This window comes from Nocardioides sp. OK12 (genome assembly GCF_024341885.1).
GTDB classification, from domain to species: Bacteria; Actinomycetota; Actinomycetes; order Propionibacteriales; family Nocardioidaceae; genus Nocardioides; species Nocardioides marinisabuli.
In genome coordinates, this window is sequence record NZ_BNET01000001.1 from 573,485 (window position 1) to 597,843 (window position 24,359).

General features: G+C 73.2%; 19 protein-coding genes. 13 read left to right on the plus strand and 6 right to left on the minus strand.

Features of this window, described 5'->3' with window-relative positions; genetic code table 11:
* Positions 1-127 precede the first annotated feature (127 nt).
* Positions 128-1,066 carry a type IV toxin-antitoxin system AbiEi family antitoxin domain-containing protein gene (locus OCU29_RS02850; RefSeq protein WP_261818706.1) on the plus strand — a complete coding sequence of 313 codons (939 nt, stop codon included), beginning with the start codon at positions 128-130 and terminating at the stop codon, positions 1,064-1,066.
* Positions 1,067-1,127: 61 nt separating this feature from the next.
* On the opposite strand, the gene OCU29_RS02855 is transcribed toward OCU29_RS02850, so the two are convergent.
* On the minus strand, positions 1,128-2,636 hold the full coding sequence (locus tag OCU29_RS02855; protein WP_370463646.1) for a CoA-acylating methylmalonate-semialdehyde dehydrogenase: 1,509 nt from the start codon (positions 2,634-2,636) through the stop codon (positions 1,128-1,130).
* A 95-nt stretch (positions 2,637-2,731) separates the two neighbouring features.
* Entirely contained in the window at positions 2,732-4,120 is a 1,389-nt protein-coding gene (locus OCU29_RS02860; RefSeq protein ID WP_261818707.1) for an aspartate aminotransferase family protein, read from the minus strand.
* 115 nt (positions 4,121-4,235) lie between these two features.
* On the opposite strand from OCU29_RS02860, the gene OCU29_RS02865 reads away from it, so the two are divergent.
* From OCU29_RS02865 to OCU29_RS02875, 3 genes are all read left to right on the plus strand, one after another.
* Positions 4,236-5,867 carry an amidohydrolase gene (locus OCU29_RS02865; RefSeq protein ID WP_261818708.1) on the plus strand — a complete coding sequence of 544 codons (1,632 nt, stop codon included), beginning with the start codon at positions 4,236-4,238 and terminating at the stop codon, positions 5,865-5,867.
* 92 nt (positions 5,868-5,959) lie between these two features.
* The gene (locus OCU29_RS02870; RefSeq protein WP_261818709.1) at positions 5,960-7,408 is read left to right on the plus strand and encodes a gamma-aminobutyraldehyde dehydrogenase; all 1,449 of its coding nucleotides are present in this window, start codon (positions 5,960-5,962) and stop codon (positions 7,406-7,408) included.
* A gap of 7 nt (positions 7,409-7,415) precedes the next feature.
* The gene (locus OCU29_RS02875; protein WP_261818710.1) at positions 7,416-8,639 is read left to right on the plus strand and encodes a saccharopine dehydrogenase family protein; all 1,224 of its coding nucleotides are present in this window, start codon (positions 7,416-7,418) and stop codon (positions 8,637-8,639) included.
* On the opposite strand, the gene OCU29_RS02880 is transcribed toward OCU29_RS02875, so the two are convergent.
* Positions 8,626-10,482, minus strand: coding sequence for an amidohydrolase family protein (locus tag OCU29_RS02880; protein WP_261818711.1), 1,857 nt, complete (start codon positions 10,480-10,482; stop codon positions 8,626-8,628). The two genes, OCU29_RS02875 and OCU29_RS02880, sit on opposite strands and share 14 nt — an antisense overlap.
* A 63-nt stretch (positions 10,483-10,545) precedes the next feature.
* Here OCU29_RS02880 and gabT point away from each other — a divergent pair, with 63 nt between their 5' ends.
* The 6 genes from gabT to OCU29_RS02910 all read left to right on the plus strand — a co-directional run bounded on the left by gabT (position 10,546) and on the right by OCU29_RS02910 (position 17,628).
* Positions 10,546-11,892 carry a 4-aminobutyrate--2-oxoglutarate transaminase gene (gene gabT / locus OCU29_RS02885; RefSeq protein ID WP_261818712.1) on the plus strand — a complete coding sequence of 449 codons (1,347 nt, stop codon included), beginning with the start codon at positions 10,546-10,548 and terminating at the stop codon, positions 11,890-11,892.
* A 41-nt stretch (positions 11,893-11,933) separates the two neighbouring features.
* Positions 11,934-13,052, plus strand: coding sequence for a 1-deoxy-D-xylulose-5-phosphate reductoisomerase (gene dxr / locus OCU29_RS02890; protein ID WP_261818713.1), 1,119 nt, complete (start codon positions 11,934-11,936; stop codon positions 13,050-13,052).
* A complete protein-coding gene (locus OCU29_RS02895; protein WP_306798999.1) occupies positions 13,049-14,410 on the plus strand; it encodes an RIP metalloprotease in 1,362 nt (453 codons plus the stop codon). The genes dxr and OCU29_RS02895 overlap by 4 nt, the downstream gene beginning before the upstream one ends.
* A 165-nt stretch (positions 14,411-14,575) precedes the next feature.
* Positions 14,576-15,517 carry an endonuclease domain-containing protein gene (locus OCU29_RS02900; RefSeq protein ID WP_261818714.1) on the plus strand — a complete coding sequence of 314 codons (942 nt, stop codon included), beginning with the start codon at positions 14,576-14,578 and terminating at the stop codon, positions 15,515-15,517.
* An 85-nt stretch (positions 15,518-15,602) separates the two neighbouring features.
* Positions 15,603-16,754 (plus strand): flavodoxin-dependent (E)-4-hydroxy-3-methylbut-2-enyl-diphosphate synthase, encoded by a 1,152-nt coding sequence (gene ispG / locus OCU29_RS02905; protein ID WP_179616006.1) that lies wholly within the window; start codon positions 15,603-15,605, stop codon positions 16,752-16,754.
* Between the two features lie 28 nt (positions 16,755-16,782).
* The gene (locus OCU29_RS02910) at positions 16,783-17,628 is read left to right on the plus strand and encodes a GNAT family N-acetyltransferase (protein ID WP_261818715.1); all 846 of its coding nucleotides are present in this window, start codon (positions 16,783-16,785) and stop codon (positions 17,626-17,628) included.
* Positions 17,629-17,634: 6 nt separating this feature from the next.
* Here OCU29_RS02910 and OCU29_RS02915 read toward each other — a convergent pair whose 3' ends face one another.
* The 3 genes from OCU29_RS02915 to OCU29_RS02925 form a co-directional block, all read right to left on the minus strand.
* Positions 17,635-18,618 (minus strand): hypothetical protein, encoded by a 984-nt coding sequence (locus tag OCU29_RS02915; RefSeq protein WP_261818716.1) that lies wholly within the window; start codon positions 18,616-18,618, stop codon positions 17,635-17,637.
* A gap of 92 nt (positions 18,619-18,710) precedes the next feature.
* Positions 18,711-19,745 carry a hypothetical protein gene (locus OCU29_RS02920; protein WP_261818717.1) on the minus strand — a complete coding sequence of 345 codons (1,035 nt, stop codon included), beginning with the start codon at positions 19,743-19,745 and terminating at the stop codon, positions 18,711-18,713.
* The gene (locus OCU29_RS02925; RefSeq protein ID WP_261818718.1) at positions 19,742-20,728 is read right to left on the minus strand and encodes a hypothetical protein; all 987 of its coding nucleotides are present in this window, start codon (positions 20,726-20,728) and stop codon (positions 19,742-19,744) included. The genes OCU29_RS02920 and OCU29_RS02925 overlap by 4 nt, the downstream gene beginning before the upstream one ends.
* 147 nt (positions 20,729-20,875) lie before the next feature.
* On the opposite strand from OCU29_RS02925, the gene OCU29_RS02930 reads away from it, so the two are divergent.
* The 3 genes from OCU29_RS02930 to OCU29_RS02940 all read left to right on the plus strand — a co-directional run bounded on the left by OCU29_RS02930 (position 20,876) and on the right by OCU29_RS02940 (position 24,267).
* The gene (locus OCU29_RS02930; protein WP_261818719.1) at positions 20,876-22,675 is read left to right on the plus strand and encodes a proline--tRNA ligase; all 1,800 of its coding nucleotides are present in this window, start codon (positions 20,876-20,878) and stop codon (positions 22,673-22,675) included.
* Positions 22,672-23,430: an HAD family hydrolase gene (locus tag OCU29_RS02935; RefSeq protein WP_261818720.1), complete on the plus strand. Its 759-nt coding sequence runs from the start codon at positions 22,672-22,674 to the stop codon at positions 23,428-23,430. Before OCU29_RS02930 ends, OCU29_RS02935 begins: the two co-directional genes overlap by 4 nt.
* A gap of 72 nt (positions 23,431-23,502) precedes the next feature.
* Positions 23,503-24,267, plus strand: a complete 765-nt coding sequence (locus OCU29_RS02940; protein ID WP_261818721.1) for a class I SAM-dependent methyltransferase — start codon at positions 23,503-23,505, stop codon at positions 24,265-24,267.
* Positions 24,268-24,359 lie beyond the last annotated feature (92 nt).

Sequence of the window (24,359 nt, forward strand, 5' to 3'; positions counted from 1 at the left end):
AAATCGCGCGCTGACCCGGCGCATATCTCCCGTCGACCCGGCTCGGACCTCCCACCCCTCGACGGGTTCTCCACAGGCAGCGCAGGTGCCACTGGCGCGGTGGGGCCCCGCGGAGCAGCCTGAGGACATGGCGCAGATCATCGACCTCGGGCACTCGCTGCCGCTGGACCGTCCCTTCACCACCGCTGAGGCGCACGACCGTGGCCTGGGCGACCGGCAGCTGCGGCGGATGGTGCAGCACGGCTGGCTGCGCCGGCCCGTCCACGGCGTGTACGTCGTCGGCGCGCTGGAGGACACCCTCGAGCTGCGGTGCGCGGTGCTGCGGCTGGTGGTCCCCGACGACGCGTTCCTCTGCGACCACACCGCGGCCTGGCTCCACGCGGGCGACCGGGCGCTGGCACCCAACGACCACCTGGGCACCCCCGAGATGGCGTGCTTCAAGCGCGCGGGGCGGTTGAGGAGGTCGACCGTGCGCAGTGGTGAGCGCGCCGTGCGTGACAGCGACCTCGTCGAGATCGGGGGCCTGGTCACCACCACGCCGCTGCGCACCGCGCTCGACCTCGGCCGGCTGCCCCGCTCCAACGACGCGAGGCTGCACGGGATGGACACCATGCTCTCGCTGGGCGTCTTCGAGCACGGGGAGCTCCTGGCGGGCGTGAACAGGTTCGCCGGCCAGCGTGGCGTCGTGGCCCTGCGCGCCCTGGTCATGCTGGCCGACGGTGGCTCGGAGTCCTTCGGCGAGTCCGCGCTGCGCCTGCGGTGGCACCAGGCGGGGCTCCCGCGCCCGGTCACCCAGCTCGAGGTGCCGCGCGACGGGGGAGCGGCGTACCGCCTGGACATGGGGCTGCCCGAGGAGAAGGCGGGAGCGGAGTACGACGGCCAGGAGTTCCACTCCTCGCCCGAGCAGCGTGAGCACGACCAGGCGCGGCGGGCCTGGTTGCGCCGGGCGTGGACGGTCGAGGTCTTCCGCAGGGACAACGTCTTCGGCGGTGAGCAGGACGCGGAGCGGCGCCTGCGAGCGCTGCACGAGAGCATCACCAGCAACCGGCGCCGGCACTACCTCTGAGTCCGGTTCGAGCCGGCTCGGTGCGAGGTATGGGCCGGGTCGACGCGAGATCTGCGCCGGGTCAGCGGTGCTGGGGGAAGCCGAGGTCGATGCCGGGCCGGGGGAGGTCGGGCGTGGGCCAGCGCGAGGTCACGACCTTGCCGCGGGTGAAGAAGTGGATGCCCTCGGTGCCGTGGGCGTGGGAGTCGCCGAAGAGCGAGCTCTTCCAGCCGCCGAAGGAGTAGTAGGCCATCGGCACCGGGATCGGCACGTTGACCCCGACCATCCCGACCTCCACCTCGTGCTGGAAGCGCCGCGCCGCGCCGCCGTCGTGGGTGAAGATCGCGGTGCCGTTGCCGTAGGGGTTGGCGTTGACCAGCTCGAGCGCGGCGTCGTACGACGGCACCCGCAGCACCGACAGCACCGGCCCGAAGATCTCGTCGGTGTAGACAGACATCGACGTCTCGACGTGGTCGAGCAGGGTGGGCCCGAGCCAGAAGCCTCCCTCGGCGCCGTCAGGCTGCACCCCTCGCCCGTCGACCACGACGCTCGCGCCCGCCTCGGCGCCGGCGTCGACGTAGGAGGCCACCTTGTCGCGGTGCGTGGCGGTGACCAGCGGCCCCATGTCGCTGCCGCGTCGACCGTCACCGGTGACCAGGCCCGCCATCCGCTCCGCGATCAGCGGCACCAGGCGGTCGGCGACCGGGTCGACGCACACGAGCGCCGAGATCGCCATGCAGCGCTCGCCGGCGGAGCCGAAGCCGGCGGAGACCGCGGCGTCGGCGGCCGCCTCGAGGTCGGCGTCGGGCAGCACCACCATGTGGTTCTTGGCGCCGCCCAGCGCCTGGACCCGCTTGCCGTGGGCGGTGCCGGTCTCGTAGACGTAGCGCGCGACCGGCGTCGAGCCGACGAAGGAGACCGCCTTGACGTCGCGGTGGGTCAGCAGGGAGTCGACGGCGACCTTGTCGCCCTGCACGACGTTGAAGACACCGTCGGGCAGGCCCGCCTCGGCCCAGATCTCGGCCAGCAGCAGCGACGTCGACGGGTCCTTCTCCGAGGGCTTGAGCACCACCGCGTTGCCGCAGGCGATCGCCACCGGCACGAACCACAGCGGCACCATCGCGGGGAAGTTGAACGGGGAGATCACCGCGACGACGCCGAGGGCCTGACGGATGGAGTAGACGTCGACACCGCTCGACACGCCCTCGCTGAAGCCGCCCTTGAGCAGGTGCGGCGCCCCGCAGGCGAACTCCGCGACCTCGAGACCGCGCTGCACCTCGCCGAGCGCGTCGTCGAGGACCTTGCCGTGCTCGGCGGTGATCGCGGCGGCGACCTCCTCGCGGCGGCGTACGAGCACCTCGCGGAACGCGAACAGCACCGACGTGCGCCGCGACAGCGAGGTCTCGGCCCACTCGCGGCCCGCGGCCACGGCGTCGGCGACGACGGCGTCGACCTCGGCGCCGCTCGCGAGCGCCACCCGGCCGCTCACCTGACCCGTGGCCGGGTCGTGCACGTCGGCGTACCGCTCGGGCTCGGGGGTGGCGCCGGGCCAGCGGGCGCCGGCGCGCCAGTGCGGGATCAGGGTGCTCACAGGACTCCTGGGTGCGGGTTCGGGCCGGGTCGACGCGAGATGTGCGCCGGGTCGGGGCGAAGTATGCGCCGGGTCGACGCGAGATGTGCGCCGGGTCAGACGAGGGTGCCGGCCTTGTCGAGGACCACGCGCAGGATCTGCTCCATCTCGTCGAACTGGGCCTGGTCGCAGATGAGCGGGGGAGCGAGCTGGACGACCGGGTCGCCGCGGTCGTCGGCGCGGCAGTACAGGCCCTCGGCGAAGAGCTGCTTGGAGACGAAGCCGTAGAGCAGCCGCTCGCACTCCTCGTGGGTGAAGGACTCCTTGGTGGCCTTGTCCTTGACCAGCTCGATGCCGTAGAAGAACCCGTCGCCGCGCACGTCGCCGACGATCGGCAGGTCCATGAGCCGCTCGAGGGTGGCGCGGAAGGCGCCCTCGTTGTCGCGCACGTGCTCGAGCACGCGCTCCTCCTCGAAGATCTGCAGGTTCCTCAGCCCGACCGCGGTGGAGACCGGGTGGCCGCCGAAGGTGTAGCCGTGCGCGAACGACTCGGCGCCGTGCAGGAACGGCTCCATCAGCCGGTCGGAGGCGATCATCGCGCCCAGCGGCGAGTAGCCGGAGGTCAGGCCCTTGGCGCAGGTGATCATGTCGGGCTGGTAGCCGTAACGCTCGGCGCCGAACATGTGGCCCAGGCGGCCGAAGGCGCAGATCACCTCGTCGGAGACCAGCAGCACGTCGTGCTCGTCGCAGATCTCGCGCACCCGCTGGAAGTAGCCCGGGGGCGGCGGGAAGCAGCCGCCGGCGTTCTGGACCGGCTCGAGGAAGACCGCGGCCACGGTGTCGGCGCCCTCGTTCTCGATGGCGATGCCGATCTGGTCGGCGGCCCAGCGGCCGAAGGCCTCGGGGTCGCTGCCGTCGAGGAAGCCGCCGGTCATCTCGTCGGCGCGGTAGGCGTTGGTGTTGGGCACCCGGAAGGTGGAGGGCACCAGCGGCTCGAACTGCGCCTTGAGCCCCGGCAGCCCGGTGATCGACAGCGCGCCCTGCGTGGTGCCGTGGTAGGCGATCGCGCGGCTGATGACCTTGTGCTTCATCGGCTTGCCGGTGAGCTTGAAGTAGTTCTTGGCCAGCTTCCAGGCGGTCTCGACGGCCTCGCCGCCGCCGCTGGTGAAGAAGACCCGGTTGAGGTCGCCGGGGGCGTGCCCCGCGATCTTCTCGGCCAGCTGGATCGCGGTCGGGTGCGCGTAGGACCACAGCGGGTGGAAGGCCAGCTCCGCGGCCTGCTTGGCCGCGGTCTCGGCGAGGTCGGTGCGACCGTGACCGAGCTGGCTGACGAAGAGGCCGGCCAGGCCGTCGAGGTAGCGGCGACCCTTCGCGTCCCAGATGTAGGCGCCCTCGCCGCGCACGATGACGGGGACGTCGGACTCGTCGTACTGCCCGTGGCGGGTGAAGTGCATCCACAGGTGGTCCTTGGCGGCCTGCTGCAGGTGGTCGTAGTCCGGGTGCATGTGCCCATCGTGCGCTGCCGCACCGGGCTGGGGCAAGTGAATCGGTGGTGAATTGCGCCAAACGACACGAAATCAGTCGTCGTGACCGACTGGCTCGGCTCTGATAGAAAGTCGCATGACCTCCACCGTCTTCCGTCGCGGCACCCTCTTCGACGGCCACCGGTACGTCGGTCCGGCCGAGGTGCTCGTGGAGTCCGGGCGGGTCGCGGCGCTCGCGGTCGGCGACGAGGAGCGGCTCACGGTGCCCGCCGGCGCGCAGGAGGTCGACCTCGGCGGCGGCCTCCTGGCGCCGGGCTTCGTCGACGCCCACGTGCACGCCGTCCAGGGCGGCCTCGAGCGCACCCGCTGCGACCTGAGTGGGATGAGCACCCGCGAGGAGTACCTCGTGCAGGTCGACCGCTACGCCCGGGCCCGTCCCGACCGGGAGTGGATCCTCGGCGGCGGCTGGGCGATGGCCGCCTTCCCGGGCGGCACCCCGAGCGCCGCCGACCTCGACACCGTCGTCGCCGACCGGCCCGTGCTGCTGCCCAACCGCGACCACCACGGCGCCTGGGTCAACACCCGCGCCCTCGAGCTGGCCGGCATCGACCGGCGCACGCCCGACCCGCCGCACGGGCGCATCGAGCGCGATGCCGACGGTCGCCCCACCGGCACCCTCCACGAGGGGGCGATGGAGCTGGTGACCCGGCTGCTGCCCCCGGTCACCGAGGCCGAGCTCGACGACGCCCTCGCGGCCGGTCAGTCCTACCTGCACTCGCTGGGGGTCACGGCGTGGCAGGACGCGATCGTCGGCGCCTACGCCGGGATGGACGACCCGGGACCCACCTACCGGCGCGCCGCCGAGCGCGGCCTGCTGAGCGCCCACGTGGTGGGCGCGCTGTGGTGGGACCGCGAGCGCGGCGTCGAGCAGGTCGCCGACCTGGTCGAGCGGCGCGCGGCGTACACGCACGGGCGCTTCCGGGCCACCAGCGCCAAGATCATGCAGGACGGGGTGGCCGAGAACGCCACGGCCGCGCTCGGGGCGCCGTACCTCGACCGCTGCGGGCACGCCACCGACAACGCCGGTCACTCCTTCCTGGCGCCGTCGGCACTCGCGGAGGCGGTCGGCGCCCTGGTCGAGGCGCGCTTCCAGGTGCACGTGCACGCCATCGGCGACCGCGGCGTGCGCGAGGCCCTCGACGCCTTCGGGGCGACCGGCCCCGACGTGCACGACCTGCGCCACCACCTGGCCCACCTGCAGCTCGTGCACCCCGACGACCTGGCCCGCTTCGCCGCCGTCGGCGTCGCGGCCAACATCCAGGCGCTGTGGGCCTGCCTCGACGACCAGATGGTCGAGCTGACGCTGCCGTTCCTGGGCGCCGAGCGCGCCACCTGGCAGTACCCCTTCGGCGGCCTGCACCGCGCGGGCGCCCGGCTGGTGGCCGGCAGCGACTGGCCGGTCAGCACCCCCGACCCGCTGGCCGCCCTGCACGTCGCGGTCAATCGGTGGGCGCTGGGGGAGCCGGGGCGGGGCGGCTCGGAGCCGTTCCTGCCCGAGCAGGCGCTCGACCTCGAGACCGCGATGGCCGCCGCCACCTCGGGCAGCGCCTGGGTCTGCCACCGCGACGACGCCGGGGTGGTGCGGCCCGGGGCCGTGGCCGACCTGGTGGTGCTCGACCGCGACCCCTTCGCCGCGCCGCCCGCGGAGGTCGGCGAGGCCCGGGTGGTCTCGACCTGGGTGGACGGCGTGCCGGTCCACGGAGGGTGAGAAGGGCCGGAACGGCAGTCGGTGACGACTGATTCCGTGCTGCTCGTCGGCAACCACTACAGATTCCGCAGCGGAGTCACTACAGTCCGAGCATGGCGGACACCACCTTCCAGAACGTGATCAACGGCCGACTCGTCGACAGCGCGTCGGGAGCGACGTACGACGTCATCGACCCGACCACCGGTGAGGTCTACGCCCAGGCGCCGGCCTCGGGCCAGGAGGACGTCGACCGCGCGTACGCCGCCGCCGACGCGGCCTTCGAGGGCTGGGGCTGGCGGAGCACCCCGCAGGACCGGGCCCGGGCGCTGCTGCGCATCGCCGACGCGATCGAGGAGCGGGTCGAGGAGATCAACGCGGTCGAGTGCCGCGACACCGGCAAGCCGCTGGGGCTGACCATGGACGAGGAGATGCCCTACGCCTCCGACCACTTCCGCTTCTTCGCCGGCGCGGCGCGGGTGCTGGAGGGGCGCTCGGCCGGCGAGTACCTGGCCGAGCACACCTCCTGGGTGCGTCGCGAGCCGATCGGGGTCGTGGGCCAGGTGACGCCGTGGAACTACCCGCTGCTGATGATGATCTGGAAGATCGCCCCGGCGCTGGCCGCCGGCAACACCGTCGTGCTCAAGCCCAGCGACACGACCCCGGCCTCCTCGACCCTGCTCGCCGAGATCTGCCAGGAGCACCTGCCGCCGGGCGTGCTCAACGTGGTCTGCGGCGACCGCGACACCGGTCGGGCCCTGGTGGCGCACCCGACGCCGCAGATGGTCGCGATCACCGGCTCGGTGCGCGCGGGCATGGAGGTCGCGGGCACCGCGGCCGCCGACCTCAAGAAGGTGCACCTCGAGCTCGGGGGCAAGGCTCCGGTGATCGTCTTCGACGACGCCGACGTCGCCGCGGCCGCCGAGGGCATCGCCGGGGCCGGCCTCTTCAACGCCGGCCAGGACTGCACCGCGGCCACCCGGGTGCTGGTCGCGCCCGGCATCCACGACGAGTTCGTCGCCGCGCTCGCCGAGGCCGCGCAGGGGATGCCGACCGGGATGCCCGACGCCGAGGGCGTCTACTACGGCCCGCTCAACAACGCCACCCAGCTCGCCCACGTCAGCGGGATGGTCGAGCGGCTGCCCGACCACGCGCGCCTCGTCACCGGCGGCACCCGCCAGGGCAGCGCGGGCTACTTCTACGAGCCCACCGTCGTCTCCGGGCTGCGCCAGGACGACGAGCAGGTGCAGACCGAGATCTTCGGCCCGGTGATGACGGTGCAGAGGTTCAGCGACGAGGCCGAGGCGCTGCGCTGGGCCAACGGCGTGCAGTACGGCCTCGCCTCGAGCGTGTGGACCACCGACCACGCCCGCGCGATGCGGGTCTCGCGCCGCCTCGACTTCGGTGCGGTGTGGATCAACACCCACATCCCCTTCGTGTCCGAGATGCCCCACGGCGGCTTCAAGCACTCGGGCTACGGCAAGGACCTGTCGATGTACGGGCTGGAGGACTACACGCGCATCAAGCACGTGATGTCCTACATCGGCCCGGAGCAGGCGCAGTGAGCGCCCGATGAGGATCCTGCTCGTCGGGGCCGGCGGCGTCGGCTCGGCCTTCTGCGCGATCGCGGCCCGCCGCGACTTCTTCGAGACCGTCGTGGTCACCGACTACTCCCTCGAGCGCGCCGAGCGGGCCGCGGCCACCGACGCCCGGTACGTCGCCGCGCAGCTCGACGCCTCCTCGGCCGAGGCCGTCGCCGCGCTGTGCCGCGAGCACGCGGTCACGCACGTGATGAACGCGGTCGACCCGGTCTTCGACATGCCGGTCTTCGAGGGCGCGTTCGCCGCGGGGGCCGACTACCTCGACATGGCGATGTCGCTCTCGCGCCCGCACCCGGAGTCGCCGTACGAGAAGACGGGCGTGAAGCTCGGCGACGAGCAGCTCGCGGTGGCCGGGGAGTGGGAGGCGGCGGGCCGCCTGGCCCTGGTGGGCATCGGCGTCGAGCCGGGCCTCTCCGACGTCTTCGCCAGGTACGCCGCCGACCACCTCTTCAGCGAGATCGACGAGCTCGGCACCCGCGACGGAGCCAACCTCGTGGTCACCGACGAGGACGGCGACGAGGTCTTCGCGCCGTCGTTCTCGATGTGGACCACGATCGAGGAGTGCCTCAACCCGCCGGTGGTGTGGGAGGACGGCGCCTGGCACACCACCGCGCCCTTCAGCGAGCCGGAGGTCTTCGACTTCCCCGAGGGCATCGGCCCGGTCGAGTGCGTCAACGTCGAGCACGAGGAGGTGCTGCTGATGCCGCGCTGGATCGAGTGCCGGCGCGCGACCTTCAAGTACGGCCTCGGCGAGGAGATGATCGGCATCCTCAAGGTGCTGCACCAGCTCGGCCTGGACTCCACCGAACCCGTGCGGGTCAAGGCCGCCTCCGGTGGGCACTGCGAGGTGAGCCCGCGCGACGTCGTCGCCGCGGTGCTGCCCGACCCCGCGAGCATCGGCCCGAGGATGACCGGCAAGACCTGCGCGGGGGTGTGGGTCACCGGGCGCGGCCCGGACGGCGAGCCGCGCTCGACGTACCTCTACCACGTGGTCGACAACGAGTGGACGATGCGCGAGTACGGCCACCAGTGCGTGGTCTGGCAGACCGCGGTCAACCCCGTGGTCGCCCTCGAGCTGCTGGCCACCGGGGTGTGGAAGGGCGCGGGCGTGCTGGGCCCTGAGGCCTTCGACGCGGTGCCGTTCCTCGACCTGCTGACCGCCTACGGGAGCCCGTGGGGGATCAAGGAGATGTGAGCAGGGGTGTGGCGCTCGCAGGAGCGCTCCCGACCGGCGGCTGGGGGGCATCGGTCGGGAGCGCGGCCCTGTCGGTGCGCCCGGCGCGCAGGAAGCGGCCCGTGCGCTGGCGACCCAGGACCTGGGTCGGCGCGCCGTCCCGGAAGACCACCCGGCCGCCCACCATCACCAGCGGCACCGTCGCGTCGTTGCGGTTGACCATCCGCGACAGGCCGTCGTACTGCTCGACCGGCGCCTCGGCGTACTCCTCGAGCGAGGCGTCGAGACGCGTGGGGTCGAGCACCAGCAGGTCGGCCCGGTCGTCGACGCGCAGGTGGCCGGCGTCGACGCCGTACCAGTCGGCCAGCTCACCGGTCAGGCGGTGCACGGCCTGCTCGGGGGTCAGGAACGGCCGGCCGGCGCGGTCGGCGTCGCGCACGTGCTTGAGCAGGCGCAGGCCGAAGTTGTAGAAGGCCATGTTGCGCAGGTGGGCGCCGGCGTCGGAGAAGCCCATCTGCACCCCCGGCGACTGCGCCATCCGGCGCAGCACCTTCGGGCGGTGGTTGGAGATGGTGGTGCGCCAGCGGATCGCGGTGCCGTGCTCGAGCACCAGGTCGAGGAACGCGTCGACGGGGTGGAGCCCGCCGCGCTCGACGCCGACCTGGCCGAAGGACTTCCCGACCACCGAGGCGTCGGGGCAGGCCACGATCTCGGCGTCGAAGAAGTCGCGGTGCCAGACCCGCGGGCCGTACCTGGAGTCGTAGTCCTTGCGGAAGCGGCGGCGGTAGTCCTCGTCGCGCAGCAGCTCGTTGCGCGCGACCTCCTCGGCCAGGTGCAGCGCCGCGGCGCCGGAGCCGAACTCCTCGAAGATCACCAGGTCGATGCCGTCGGCGTAGACCTCGAACGGCACCGGCAGGTGCTGCCAGCGGAAGTCGGCGCCGGCCCGGTTGACCGCCCCCGACAGCCCACGCATCAGGTGGATGATGAACGGGATCGCCTTGATGTCGGCGGCCGAGAGCAGGCTGGTCTTGAGCGGCGCCCGGCCGGTCGCGCCACGGCCCCAGCCGATCGAGTGCAGCGCCTGCAGCAGGATCGTGTGCGGGTGCGAGGCGTCCGGCCCGGCCTGCAGTGCGCGCCCGCGTCGGCGCAGGATCTCGCGCAGCCCGCGCATCTCGCGGCCCCGGGCGTACGTCGAGGGCAGCGTGCGCGAGCGGCAGGTGTCGCCGTCGAGCTTGTCGAAGAGCAGCTGCTGCGCCGACATGCCGACGAAGCCGGCGTCGAGCGCCTCGTCGAGCATCCGCTCCATCCGGGCCTGCTCGAGGCGGGTGGGGCGCACCTCGGGGCGGGTGGCGCGGTCCAGCCCCATCGTGGCGGTGCGGATGTCGGAGTGGCCGATGAAGGAGGCGAGGTTGGGCCCCAGGGGTCGCGCCTCGAGCGCGGCGACGTACTCCTCGGCGCTCGACCAGTCCTTGGCCGCCCCCACGGAGCGGATCACGTGGCGCCGGGGGATGGCCTCGACCCGGCCGAAGAGGTCGCCGGCGTCGACGGGGTCGACGTGGACGGTGGAGAGCGAGCAGGAGCCGAGGAGGATCGTGGTGACCCCGTGGCGCAGCGACTCGGGCAGGTGCGGGTCGTCGAGCACCTCGACGTCGTAGTGGGTGTGGATGTCGACCATCCCGGGCAGCACCCAGCGCCCCGCGGCGTCGACGACCTCGGGACAGCCCGTCTCGTCGAGCGGCTCCTCGCTGACCGTGACGACGACGCCGCCGCGGATGCCGAGGTGGCGCACCGCCGAGGGGGCGCCGGTGCCGTCGAACCAGCGACCGCCACGGACGATGGCGTCGTACATCGGGAAGTCCGTCATGTCTGAATGGTCCGCGCCGGACCGCCTCTCGTCAACGGCTGTCTGGTCTCCTAGGCTGTCCCCATGAACAGCACACCGTCCGCCGGAGGGCCATCGCTGCCGCAGGTCCGCCGCCTCGTCACCGAGATCCCCGGACCTCTTTCGCTCAAACACCTCGAGCGCAAGAAGTCCTTCGTCGCCGACGGTGTCGGCACCGCCCTGCCGGTCTTCGTGACCGCCGCCGGTGGGGGCGTGCTCGTCGACGTCGACGGCAACTCCCTGATCGACCTGGGCTCCGGCATCGCGGTCACCTCGGTCGGCAACGCCGCCCCGGCCGTGGTGCGCAACGTGCACGCCCAGGTCGACGCCTTCACCCACACCTGCTTCATGGTCACGCCCTACGAGGGGTACGTCGACGTCTGCGAGGCGCTGGCCCGGCTCACCCCGGGCGAGCACGCCAAGAAGTCGGCGCTGTTCAACTCGGGTGCCGAGGCGGTCGAGAACGCGGTCAAGATCGCCCGCGTCGCGACCGGCAAGGACGCCGTGGTCGTCTTCGACCACGCCTACCACGGGCGCACCAACCTCACGATGGCGATGACGGCCAAGAACATGCCCTACAAGCACGGCTTCGGGCCGTTCGCCGGCGAGGTCTACCGCGCACCGGTCTCCTACCCGATGCGTGACGGGCTGTCGGGCCCCGAGGCCGCCGCCCGGGCCATCGACGTGATCGACAAGCAGGTCGGCGCGACCAACCTGGCCTGCGTGGTCATCGAGCCGGTGCTCGGCGAGGGCGGCTTCGTGGTGCCCGCCCCGGGCTTCCTGCCGGCGCTGCGCGAGTGGTGCACGGCCCACGACGTGCTGCTGGTCGCCGACGAGATCCAGTCGGGCTTCTGCCGCACCGGCGACTGGTTCGCCTGCGACGACGAGGGCGTCGTGCCCGACCTGGTCACCAGCGCCAAGGGCATCGCCGGAGGCCTGCCGCTGGCCGCGGTCACCGGCCGCGCCGAGCTGATGGACGCCGTGCACGCCGGTGGTCTCGGCGGCACCTACGGCGGCAACCCGATCGCCTGCGCGGCGGCGCTGGGCGCCATCGAGGAGATGGAGCGCGGCGACCTCGCCACCCGGGCCCGCGAGATCGAGGCGCTGGTGCGTCGCCGGCTCGAGGCGCTCGCCGCCGACCACCCGGTCGTCGCCGAGGTGCGCGGGCGCGGGGCGATGATGGCGATCGAGCTGTGCGAGCCGGGCACCACCACCCCCGACGCGGCGCGCGCCGCGGCAGCGTCGGCGTACTGCCACGCGCACGGGGTGGTCACCCTGACCTGCGGCACGTGGGGCAACGTCTTCCGCTTCCTGCCGCCGCTGACGATCTCCGACGAGCTGCTCGAGGAGGCCTTCGACGTCGTCGCGGAGGCGTTCGCCGCGACCGCCTGACCGGGGCGGGTGCCGTCGCGCCCGGCTGCGAGGATGACCGGGTGAGCCAGTCAGCAGCGCAGCGTCGCGACGTCGTCATCCTCGGGTCGACCGGGTCGATCGGCACCCAGGCCCTCGACATCGTGCGGGCCAACCCCGACTGGTTCCGGGTGGTGGGGATGAGCGCCGGCGGCTCGAAGCCCGAGCTGTTCGAGCAGCAGGTCGCCGAGCTCGCGCCGGCGTACTCCGGTCTGGGGGAGGAGGCCTCGGTCGAGGCCGCGTCCATGGAGTGCGACGTCGTGCTCAACGGCATCACCGGCGCCGTGGGCCTGCGCCCCACGCTCGCCGCGCTCGAGGCCGGCACCACCCTGGCGCTGGCCAACAAGGAGTCGCTGATCATGGCCGGCCCGCTGGTGCTCGAGCGCGCCCGGCCCGGCCAGATCGTGCCCGTCGACTCCGAGCACTCCGCGATCGCCCAGTGCCTGCGCGGCGGGGCGCCCGACGAGGTGCGCAGGCTGGTGCTGACGGCCAGCGGCGGGCCGTTCCGCGGACGCACCCGTGAGCAGCTGGGCGACGTACGCGTCGAGGACGCGCTGGCGCACCCGACCTGGTCGATGGGGCCCGTGGTGACCATCAACTCGGCGACCCTGGTCAACAAGGGCCTCGAGGTGATCGAGGCGCACCTGCTCTTCGGGATCGGCTTCGACCGGATCGAGGTCGTGGTGCACCCCACGAGCGTCGTGCACTCGATGGTCGAGTTCGTCGACGGCTCCACGCTGGTGCAGGCCAGCCCGCCGACCATGCACATCCCGATCGCGCTCGGCCTGGCCTGGCCCGACCGGGTGCCCGACGCCGCGCCCGCCGTCGACTGGAGCCGGCCCGAGACCTGGGAGTTCCACCCCCTCGACGACGAGGCGTTCCCGGCGGTCGCGCTGGCCCGCGAGGCGGGGGAGCGCGGCGGCACCGCTCCGTGCGTCTACAACGCCGCCAACGAGGTGTGCGTGCAGGCCTTCCGCGACGGCCGGCTGCCGTTCGTGCGGATCGTCGAGATGGTGCAGGCGGTGGTGCGGGCCCACGACGTAGGCTCGACGCAGCACCTCACCCTCGACGACGTGCTCGCGGCCGACGCCTGGGCGCGCGAGGCGGCCGCCGACCTGATCCGGCAAGGAAGCCCCGCATGACCGCCCTGCTCTACCTCCTCGGCGTGGTCCTCTTCGTCGGCGCGATCCTGGTCTCGATCGGGCTCCACGAGCTGGGCCACATGATCCCGGCCAAGAAGTTCGGCGGGAAGGTCACCCAGTACTTCATCGGCTTCGGCCCGACCGTGTGGAGCAGGCAGGTCGGCGAGACCGAGTACGGCGTCAAGGCGATCCCGCTCGGCGGCTACGTCAAGATCGTCGGCATGCTGCCGCCCGGGGCCGAGCAGCTCGGGGAGACCGTCGTCGACGCCGACGGCAACACCGCCACGATGGTGCGCAAGTCCAACACCGGCATGTTCACCCAGCTCATCTCGGATGCCCGCGCGGCCGAGTGGGAGCTGGTGCAGCACGAGGACGAGGACCGGCTCTTCTACAAGATGGCCTCGTGGAAGAAGATCGTGGTGATGGCCGGCGGGCCGTCGGTCAACATCCTCATCGCCTTCCTGCTCTTCCTCGGCATCTACGCCACCTACGGCCAGCGCACCATCGAGCCCGACGCCGGCGCGCCGGTCATCGACTCGGTCTCGGTCTGCGTCATCCCCTACGAGGAGGGCGCGCGCGAGTGCGAGCCCAGCGACCCGCGCAGCCCGGCGTACGAGGCGGGGCTGCGGCCCGGTGACACCGTCACCTCGTTCAACGGGGTCAGCGTCACCGGGTGGGACCAGCTGCGCACGCTGATCCGCGACAACGCCGGCGGCGAGGCCGTCATCGGCTACGAGCGCGACGGCGAGCAGCTCAGCGGCACCACCTCGACCACGGTGCAGGCGCGACCCACCTCCGAGACCGACGTGACGCTGACCCAGGTCGGCTTCCTCGGGGTCACCCCCACCTCGCACCTAGAGGTGGTGCGCGGCGGGCCGATCTTCACGCTCCAGCAGATGGGCGAGATGGCCAAGGACACCGTCACCGCGCTGGTGACGCTGCCGGTCAAGGTCTTCGACGTCGCCAAGGCCATCGTGGGCCTGGAGGAGCGCGCCGCCGACAGCCCGATCTCGATCGTCGGCGGCGGCCGGATCGCCGGCGAGGTCACCTCCGCCGAGTCATTCCCGCTCGTGGAGAAGTCGGTCTTCCTGCTCTCGCTGATCGCCGGCTTCAACTTCTTCATCGGCGTCTTCAACTTCGTGCCGCTGCTGCCCCTCGACGGCGGCCACATCGCCAGCGCCGCCTGGGAGTGGATCCGCCGAGGCTGGGCCCGGCTGCGCCGCCGCCCCGACCCCGGCTACGTCGACGCCGCCAAGCTGCTGCCCGTCGCCTACGTCGTGGCCTCCGCCCTGCTGGTGATGGGCGTCGTGCTGATCGTCGCCGACCTCGTCGTCCCGATGAGCCTCGGCATCCAGTAGCCCCGGGTGCGCTGGGACGTCATACGGGCGGGACGTCCGTCTGTGCGGGGCGTATGACGTCCCGGCGGGCCTCGGCGCGTCCACAGGGCGCCGCCGGAACTGACGGTTCCACAGCGACTCGGCGCCGGGCGGCACCGCGACGAGAGCGGCGGAAGCGTCGCGACCATGAGCCGACGCAGCCACCTCGACGACCCACTGATCGCCACCGCCCGCGCGCTGGGCCAGGACCAGGGCGGGGTCGTCTCCCGACCTCAGCTGTACGCCGCCGGGGTCCCGCGCTGGCTGGTGGCGCGCGAGCTCCGGGTGGGTCGCTGGCAGCGGATGAGCGACCAGGCGATCTGCCTGCACAACGGGCCCGTCGCCGAGGTGGGTCACTGGTGGGCGGCGGTCCTCCAGGGTGGGCCGCGAGCCCAGCTCGACGGAGCCTCGGCGTTGGTCGCCTCCGGGTTGCAGCGCTTCAGCGTCGACCGCGTCCGGGTGACCGTCCCGCGAGGGGCCCGCGTCCGGCGCACGCCCCGCTACGACATCCGCCAGACCCGGCGGTGGCACCGGGACGACCTCGTCGCCTCTGGTGTCCCGCGGACCCGTCCGGCAGTGGCCACGGTGCGGGGAGCGCTGTGGGCGCGGACGGACCGCGAGGCGACGTACCTGCTCACCATCGCCGTGCAGCAGGGGCTCGTCACGCCGACGCTCCTCGGCTCCGAGATCCTGCGTGTGCGCCGCGACCGGCGCAGGGGACTGCTGCACGCGGTCGTCAACGACCTCCTCGACGGTGCCAGGTCGCTGGGTGAGCAGGACGTCCTGCGTGACCTGCAGCGACATGGCCTGCCGCGCCCCGACCAGCAGGTCCTCCGGCATGACCACCACGGTCGCTACTACCTCGACATGTGCTGGCAGCGGTACCGCGTCGTCCTCGAGATCGACGGCATCCACCACGCCTGGGCCGAGAACGTCGTGGGCGACGCCCTCCGGCAGAACGCCCTGTCCCTGCAGGGTGACACCGTCCTGCGGCTGCCGCTGCTCAGCTACCGCTTGCAGCCGGAGGAGTTCTTCGCCCAGGTGCGCGCGGCGCTGGTCGCTGCAGGCTGGTCGGCCCGGGCCGCCTGACATCCCCGGGACGTCATCCGCCGGGCGCAGACCGACGTCCCGCCCGTATGACGTCCGGTGGGGGCGCGGTGAGTAGCCTGGCCCCATGACCGAGATCAACCTGGGCATGCCCGCTGCGCCTCCGCCGGTGCTGGCCCCGCGCCGCCAGACCCGCCAGATCCAGGTCGGGAAGGTGGGGGTGGGCAGCGACCACCCGATCTCGGTGCAGTCGATGACCACGACGCTGACCTCCGACATCAACGCGACGCTGCAGCAGATCGCCGAGCTGACCGCGAGCGGCTGCGACATCGTGCGGGTGGCCTGCCCCAGCCAGGACGACGCCGACGCGCTGCCGGCGATCGCGCAGAAGAGCCAGATCCCGGTCATCGCCGACATCCACTTCCAGCCCAAGTACGTCTACGCCGCCATCGAGGCGGGCTGCGCGGCGGTGCGGGTCAACCCCGGCAACATCCGCAAGTTCGACGACCAGGTCAAGGAGATCGCCAAGGCGGCCCAGGACCACGGCACCTCGATCCGCATCGGCGTCAACGCCGGCAGCCTCGACAAGCGCCTGCTGGAGAAGTACGGCAAGGCCACCCCCGAGGCGCTGGTGGAGTCGGCGAAGTGGGAGGCCGGGCTCTTCGAGGAGCACGGCTTCCGCGACTTCAAGATCTCGGTCAAGCACAACGACCCGGTCGTGATGGTGCGGGCCTACGAGATGCTGGCCGCCGAGGGCGACTGGCCGCTGCACCTCGGGGTCACCGAGGCGGGCCCGGCCTTCCAGGGCACGATCAAGTCCTCGGTCGCCTTCGGCCACCTGCTCAGCCAGGGCATCGGCGACACGATCCGGGTCAGCCTCAGCGCCCCGCCGGTCGAGGAGGTCAAGGTCGGCCTGCAGATCCTGGAGTCGCTCAACCTCAAGCCGCGCCGTCTCGAGATCGTCTCGTGCCCCTCGTGCGGGCGCGCCCAGGTCGACGTCTACAAGCTCGCCGACGAGGTGACCGCCGGGCTCGAGGGCCTCGAGGTGCCGCTGCGCGTCGCGGTCATGGGTTGCGTCGTCAACGGCCCCGGCGAGGCCCGCGAGGCCGACCTCGGTGTGGCCTCCGGCAACGGCAAGGGCCAGATCTTCGTCAAGGGCGAGGTGATCAAGACCGTGCCCGAGTCGAAGATCGTCGAGACCCTCATCGAGGAGGCCATGCGCATCGCCGAGGGCATGGAGAGCGTCGACGGCTCCTCGGCCGAGATCTCCGTCGGCTGATCGCCCGGCCACACGTAGGCTCGGTCACGTGCTGACCACCCGCCACGGCGTCCGAGCCCTCGGCGCCGCCGACCTGGCGGACTTCCTCGCGCTCAGCGACCTCGACCCGGTGGTCAACGTCTTCGTCGACCACCGAGCCCGCTCCACCAACCTCGAGCCGCGCTGGCTCGGCGGCGAGGTCTGGGGCCGGTACGCCGACGGGAGGCTGGTCGCTGCCTGCCACGTCGGCGCCAACCTGGTGCCGGTCAACGCGACCCCCGACGACGCCCGCGCCTTCGCCGAGCGGGCCCTGACCCGGAGCCGCACGGTCTCCACGATCGTGGGCCCCCACGAGGCGGTCCGGGCCTTCTGGCAGGCGGTCTCGGGGGCCTGGGGCCCGCCGCGCGACACCCGCTGGCGCCAGCCGCACCTCGAGCTGTCGGGCCCGCCGGCGGTCGCCCCCGACCCGCGGGTGCGGCGTACGACCCGCGAGGACATGGAGCTGCTCTACCCCGCGTGCGTGGCGATGTACACCGAGGAGGTGGGGCTCTCGCCCGAGGCCGGGGGAGGGGCCGACCTCTACCGGGCCCGGGTGGCCCAGCTGGTCAGCCGCGGCTGGTCCTTCGCCCGCTTCGACGGCGGCCGGCTGGTCTTCAAGGCCGAGGTCGCGTGCACCTCCCCGCACGCCGCGCAGATCCAGGGCGTCTGGGTCGCCCCCGACCGGCGCGGCGAGGGCCTGGCGGTGGCGGGCATGGCCGCGGTGGCCGAGACGGTGCGCCGCGAGGTCGCCCCGACGGTCTCGCTCTACGTCAACGAGTGGAACACCGCGGCGCGCAACGCCTACCGCGCCGTCGGCTTCACCGAGACCGCCCGGTTCTCGACCGTCATGTTCTGAGCGACCTCACAGGAGCGGCGAGCCGGGCTGCAGCCGCCAGGCGAGCTCGCACTTCTCGAGCTCGCAGCGCACCAGCCCCGAGCTGTCGGCGGTGTAGGTCCGCAGCAGCAGGGCGTCGGCGTCCTCGAAGTCGATCGAGCCGAAGAACCCGTCGACGCGGTAGCGGGCGACCCGGTCACCGGCGGTGGTGCGCATCCACGTCGTGAAGGGGCCGATGCCGTCGCTGAGCAGGTCGATCGTGGCCACGCTCGCCCCACCGGGGGCCACGGCCGTGACCCTCTCGGTGCACGAGCGCCACAGCCGGGTGCCGGGGTCGCTGAGGGTGCGCAGCACCGAGCAGCCGCCGCGGTAGGGGTCCCTGGTGTAGACCGCGAGCAGGTCCTCGTCGAGGTCGGCGTGGTAGCCGGGTCGCTTCGAGACCCGCTCCCCGGAGTCCGTGGCGAGGTCCCACAGGACGGTGCGCCGGGGCGGGAAGGTGGCGAAGACCACCCGGCCCTGCCCGGTGCCGTCGGTGTCGAGGACGTCGGCGAAGCCCTTGACCTTGCGTACCCCGAGCTGGTCGCCGGTCTGCGGGTCGTAGGCCCTGATCGTCGAGGCGCGCGCCCGGAAGCGGTGGTGCACCACGGTGAGCACGCTGCCGTCGCCGCCGAGCACCGCGTCGTCGTTGCGCAGGTCGGCCACGACCTGGACCGTCGAGCCGTCCGGGCGCACGAACCGGACCTGGGCGGTCCTGCTGCGGGTCATCCGGAGCAGGTAGCCGTCGGCGGTCTCGCCGAGCAGCTGGAGGTGGCGGCCGCGCACCCGGATCCGCAGGTCGCCGTCGATGATGCGGCGGCCCTCGAGGTGGGGCAGGGCGGAGCTCGGCCCGCGCGCGAGGACGGCGGGGTCGATGCGCACGGCGGCGGCAGCGGCAGGTGCGACGCCGAGAGCGGGCAGGGCGAGGCCTCCGAGCAGGAGGCCCACGGCGAGGAGGCGGGGCAGACGGGACATGGCGTGTCCTCTCGGTCGGGACGTGCTCTCACAGGTGGGACGCACCCACCGGCCGAAAAGTTGTCACCGGCTCCGAGGACCGGGTCCTCGGCTCAGCGCGGAGGTCGTGACGTCAGGTCGGTCGCCAGCTCGCAGTGCGTGCCGCTGCAACGCACCACCGCCCCGACACCGTCGGCCTCGACGCCGAGCAGGACCGTGTGCTCGTCCTCGAGGTGCACGAGGCCGGTGCCGCTGCCGCCACGGACGCGGTAGCGGGCCAGCTGCTCGCCCGCCTCGCCGAGGAGCCGGAAGTCGTGCCCCCGCCCCCACTCGTCACCGGTCAGCAGGTGGGCGCCGCTGGGTGAGAGCGCCCGGGGGACGTCGCCGGCGCACCTGCTCCACGCGACCTGCCGGGGGTCCGAGACGGTGGACATCTCCAGGCACTGCTCGCCGTCGCGCCGCGGGGTGCGCACCAGGACGTCGCGCCGCAGGTCGGCGAGACCGGCCGGTCCGCGCACCACCCGACGCAGCTCCCCGCTGCTGGGCGTCCAGACGAGCACCTGCCCGGGCCGCCCGGGTGGCTGGGTGCTCAGGACCACGGCGTCGGTGGTGACGTCGAGCGGCTGCAGGGTCTGCTGCGAGCGCAGCCTGGCCACGACGCTGCCGTCGACGGTCGAGAGCAGGGTGAGCCGGGTGCTGGCGCCACGGCCGCGCAGCCGCATCAGCACCACCCGGCCCTCGTCACCCAGGACGAAGTCGCGTGACGCCAGGCCGTAGGTGCCGAGGGTGCGGCGGCTGCCGTCGGCTCCGAGGACCCGCAGCGTGGTGCGGCCCCCCGACGCACCGGTGACCAGGTAGCCGCCCTCGACCACGCCCAGCAGGTCGGGCTGGCGGCCGGGGATCCGCACCCGGACCGGCCCGTGCTGGACGGTGCGGTGGCGCCGGTAGGCGATCGTGGTGTCGGGGCCGCGCTCGAGGGTGGAGAGGTCGATGGCGGTGGGCCGGTCCGCCGTCCGGGACGCCGCGGCGGGGCCGGACCCGCCGGCGACCACTCCGGCGACCAGGCCGGCGACCAGGCCCGCGACCAGACCGGCTGCGACCCCGGTCCGGCGACGCGTCGTACGTCGACGCCCGCTCGCGCCGGTCACCAGGTCTCCCCGGCGCCCAGGTCGGAGGCCAGCTCGCAACGGGGTCCGTCGCAGCGCACCACCGCCGACGCCTTCGCGGTGGAGGTGTCGAGCAGGAGGGTGTCGGCGTCCTCGAAGAAGGCACGCGGGAAGTACCCCGAGCGCAGCCGGTAGCGCCCGGTCTCCGCACCGGCGACCGTGTGCACCGCCACCTCCGAGGGGCCCAGGCCGTCGGTCAGCAGGTGGATGGTGGCGACGTGGCTGCCGTCCGGCGAGAACTCCACCACCCCCTCCTCGCACGAGCGCCACAGTGCGGTGCCCGGGTCCGAGAGGGTGCTCACCACCGAGCAACCGCCCTCGTAGGGGTCGCCGGTCAGGACCGCGAGCCGGTCGGCGGCCAGGTCGGCGGCGTAGCCCGCCCGGGCACTGACCCGCCGGCTGGTGCCGGTGGCCGGGTCCCAGGCGACCACGGGCCCGCGGTCGCCGGAGTGCACGACCGTGGTCGCGTCGGCGTCGAGCACGGACTCGTAGCCGCGGCGCTCGACCGACCCGGTGCGCACCCCGCTGGTGCTGTCGTAGGCCCGCAGCAGGGTGCGTCCCGCGCGGTAGCGGTACAGCGCCGTCACCACCCGGGTGCCGTCGCCGGAGAGCATCGCGGTCTCCTGCTCGTAGACCGGGAGGATCTTGCGCGAGCCCTTCTCGGGCGTCACCGCGCGCACCTGCGCCCGGCCGCCGCGGTGCACCACCACGACGTAGCGCCCGTCGGGACGGGTGCCGAGCAGGCGCAGCTGCTGGCCGCGCACCCTCGTGGAGCGGGCGCCGTCGACGACCCGGTCCCCGTCGACGTACGCCGCCGCCGCGTCGGCGCCGCGCTCGAGACGCTCGAGACGGATCGTGGTGGGCGGGGGTGCCTCCGCGGCGCCGGCGGCGACCGCGGCGGGCAGGAGGCTGGTGGTGAGGGCCCCCAGGGCCAGGGACGCGAGGGTGCTGGTCAGACGGCTCATGGTGGTCCTCCGAGACGTGGGACCCCCGTGGTCGGAGGGTCCGGTGACAGGGAGACGCGGCCGGCGGGCGAAAGGTTGCGTGCCGCCGCGCGCGGGGGCCGTAAACCGGTGCGCGGACCGGGACCCGCTCGCCGTACCCTTGCGCCCATGACTGCCTCGACGCGGAGCTCTGCCCGGATCCTGCGGATGTCCCAGCTGTTCGTCCGGACCCTGCGCGACGACCCGGCCGACGCCGAGGTGCCCAGCCACCGCCTGCTGGTGCGCGCCGGCTACATCCGCCGCGCCGCGCCCGGCATCTACACCTGGCTGCCGCTGGGGCTGCGGGTGCTGCGCAACATCGAGGCGATCGTGCGCGAGGAGATGGACTCCATCGGCGCCCAGGAGCTCAGCTTCCCGGCGCTGCTGCCCCGCGAGCCCTACGAGGCCACCGGGCGCTGGACCGAGTACGGCGACGGGATCTTCCGGCTCAAGGACCGCAAGGACGCCGACTACCTGCTCGGGCCCACCCACGAGGAGATGTTCACCCTCGTGGTCAAGGACCTGTACAACTCCTACAAGGACCTGCCGCTCTCGATCTACCAGATCCAGACGAAGTACCGCGACGAGGCGCGCCCGCGCGCCGGGCTGCTGCGCGGGCGCGAGTTCACGATGAAGGACTCCTACTCCTTCGACGTCGACGACGCCGGCCTCGACGAGAGCTACCAGCTGCACCGCGACGCCTACGTGCGCATCTTCGACCGTCTCGGCTTCGAGTACGTCGTGGTGAAGGCGACGTCGGGCGCGATGGGCGGCTCCCGCTCGGAGGAGTTCCTGGCCAAGGCCGAGGTCGGCGAGGACACCTACGTCAGCTGCACGACCTGCGACTACGCCGCCAACGTCGAGGCCGTCGAGGTGCGGGCCCCCCAGCCCCTCCCGTACGACGACGCCCCGGCCGCCCACGCCGAGCAGACGCCCGCGACCCCCACCATCGAGACCCTGGTCGACCACCTCAACGCCGAGCACCCCCGCTCGGACCGGGCGTGGACGGCCGCCGACACGCTCAAGAACGTGCTGGTGCAGCTGCGCCACCCCACGGGCGAGCGCGAGGCGCTGGCCATCGGTGTGCCCGGTGACCGCGAGGTCGACCTCAAGCGGCTCGAGGGCCAGCTCGAGCCGATCGAGGTCGAGCCGATGGACGAGGTCACGCTCAAGGAGCACCCCGCGCTGGTCAAGGGCTACATCGGCCCCGGCGTGCTGGGCGAGGAGAGCGCCTCGGGCATCCGCTACCTGGTCGACCCCCGCGTGGTCGAGGGCACCCGCTGGGTCACCGGCGCCGACGTCGAGGGCAGCCACGTCCTCGACCTGGTGGCCGGGCGCGACTTCACCCCCGACGGCACCATCGAGGCCGCCGACGTGCGCGAGGGCGACTCGTGCCCGCGCTGCGACGACGGGACCCTGCAGACCTCGCGCGGCATCGAGATGGGCCACATCTTCCAGCTCGGGCGCAAGTACGCCGAGGCGCTCGACCTCAAGGTGCTCGACGAGAACGGCAAGCTGGTCACGGTCACGATGGGCTCCTACGGCATCGGTGTGACCCGCGCGGTCGCGGCGGTGGCCGAGGGCACCCTCGACGAGATCGGGCTGTCGTGGCCGCGCAACGTGGCGCCGGCCGACGTGCACCTGGTCGCGGCCGGCAAGGACGAGTCGATCCTCGCCGCCGCCGAGCGGATCGCCCACGAGCTGGCCGAGGCCGGCGTCGAGGTCCTGTACGACGACCGGGTCGGCAAGGTCAGCCCCGGCGTGAAGTTCAAGGACGCCGAGCTGATCGGCGTCCCGACCATCGTCGTGGTGGGCCGCGGGCTGGCCGAGACCGGCGAGGTCGAGGTCAAGGACCGCCGGAGCGGGGAGAAGACCGCGGTCGCCGCCGACCACGTGGTCTCGCACCTGGTCGACCTCGTGCGCCGGTGAGCCGAGGCGTGCCGCGCGGGTCGGGGGTCGAGGCCGTCATCTTCGACTGGGGCGGCACGCTCACGCAGTGGCACGACGTCGACTTCCACGCCGAGTCGCTGGCGCTCGCCGGTGCCGTGCGCCGCACCCCCAGCACCGCCGACGACGCCCTGCTCGACGGGCAGGACGGGCACGGCGAGCACGCCGCCCGGTTGCTCGGCGCGGGCGAGGTGGTGTGGGGGCGCAGCCGCGACCACCAGCGCAGCGCCACGATCGCGGACCTCTTCGAGGAGGCCGGCCTCGACCACGACCCCGACCTGCTCGCCGCGTACCACGAGTTCTGGGAGCCGCACACCACGACCGATGCCGAGGTGCGGCCGTTGTGGGAGGCGCTGCGGGCCGACGGGCTGCGGATCGGCGTCCTCTCCAACACGCTGTGGCCGCGCGAGTGGCACGTGGGGTTCTTCGAGCGCGACGGCGTGTACGACCTCGTCGACGGCGACGTCTACTCCAGCGAGATCGCGTGGACCAAGCCCTCCCCGCACGCCTTCGCGGCGGCCATGGCTGCCGTGGGCGTCGACGACCCGGCGCGCTGCGTCTACGTCGGCGACCGGCTCTTCGACGACGTCTGGGGCGCCCAGCAGGCCGGCATGCGGGCCATCCACGTCCCGCACAGCCGGATCCCCCGCGGCCAGGTCGGGCACACCGAGGGCGTGCCGGACGCCGTGGCGCACCGCCTCGCGGACGTCCACGACATCGTCTCCGCCTGGCGCTGAGGGGGGCCCGGGTGACGCCCCGGGCCGGCACCCGTCCTGGCGTCCTGGCCGTCCTGTGGTAGGCCTGGAGGCATGGGAGACCAGCGCCCGCGCCCGACCGGGGCCGCCCGCGGGCTCGACTTCGGCTCCGTCGCCTCCGACTACGAGCGGTTCCGGCTCGAGTACCCCCTCGAGCTGGTGGACGTCGTGCACCGGTACGCCGGACGCCCGCCGCGCCGGGCGCTGGAGGTCGGCGCCGGCACGGGCAAGGCCACGCGGCTCTTCGCCGGCGGGGCGACGGCGGTGACGGCCCTGGAGCCCGACCCCGACATGGCCGCCCTCCTCGTGGAGCGCACGAGCGGGCTGCGGGTGCGGACGCTGGTCTCGACCTTCGAGGCGTTCGCGGCGGACGAGCCCTTCGACCTCGTGTACGCCGCGGCCGCCTGGCACTGGACCGACCCGACGAGCCGCTGGGCCCGGGCGGTCCGGCTGCTCGCGCCGGGCGGGGTCCTCGCACTCTTCCGCCGGCGCTCGGTGATCAGCGAGCCCGCCCTGCGGGCAGCCGTCGACGCCGTGGAACGCGAGGTGCTGCCGGCCGCCGACCCGGCGGCACTGCACCCCTGGTCGGTCGCCGACATGGAGGCCGCTCCCGGGCTCACCGACACCTTCCAGCGCGACCTCGGCGCGGTCGGGACGGTCGAGAGCGACGCCTACGTGGGGCGGCTCGCGACCGTGTCGGCGTACCTGCTGCTCGGCCCGAGCGAGCGCGCGGCCGCCCTCTCCCGCGTCCGTGAGGTGCTGCCGGACCGGCTCGAGGTCGACTCCACGCTCGAGCTCGCCATGGCCCGGCGGCTCTGAGGGCCCGCTGACTTCTGCAGGTTCGTGCAGTGCACGAAGTGGAGGCGACGCACATCGCCTCGACCTCGCCCCCGTGGTCCACGATCGGCGCA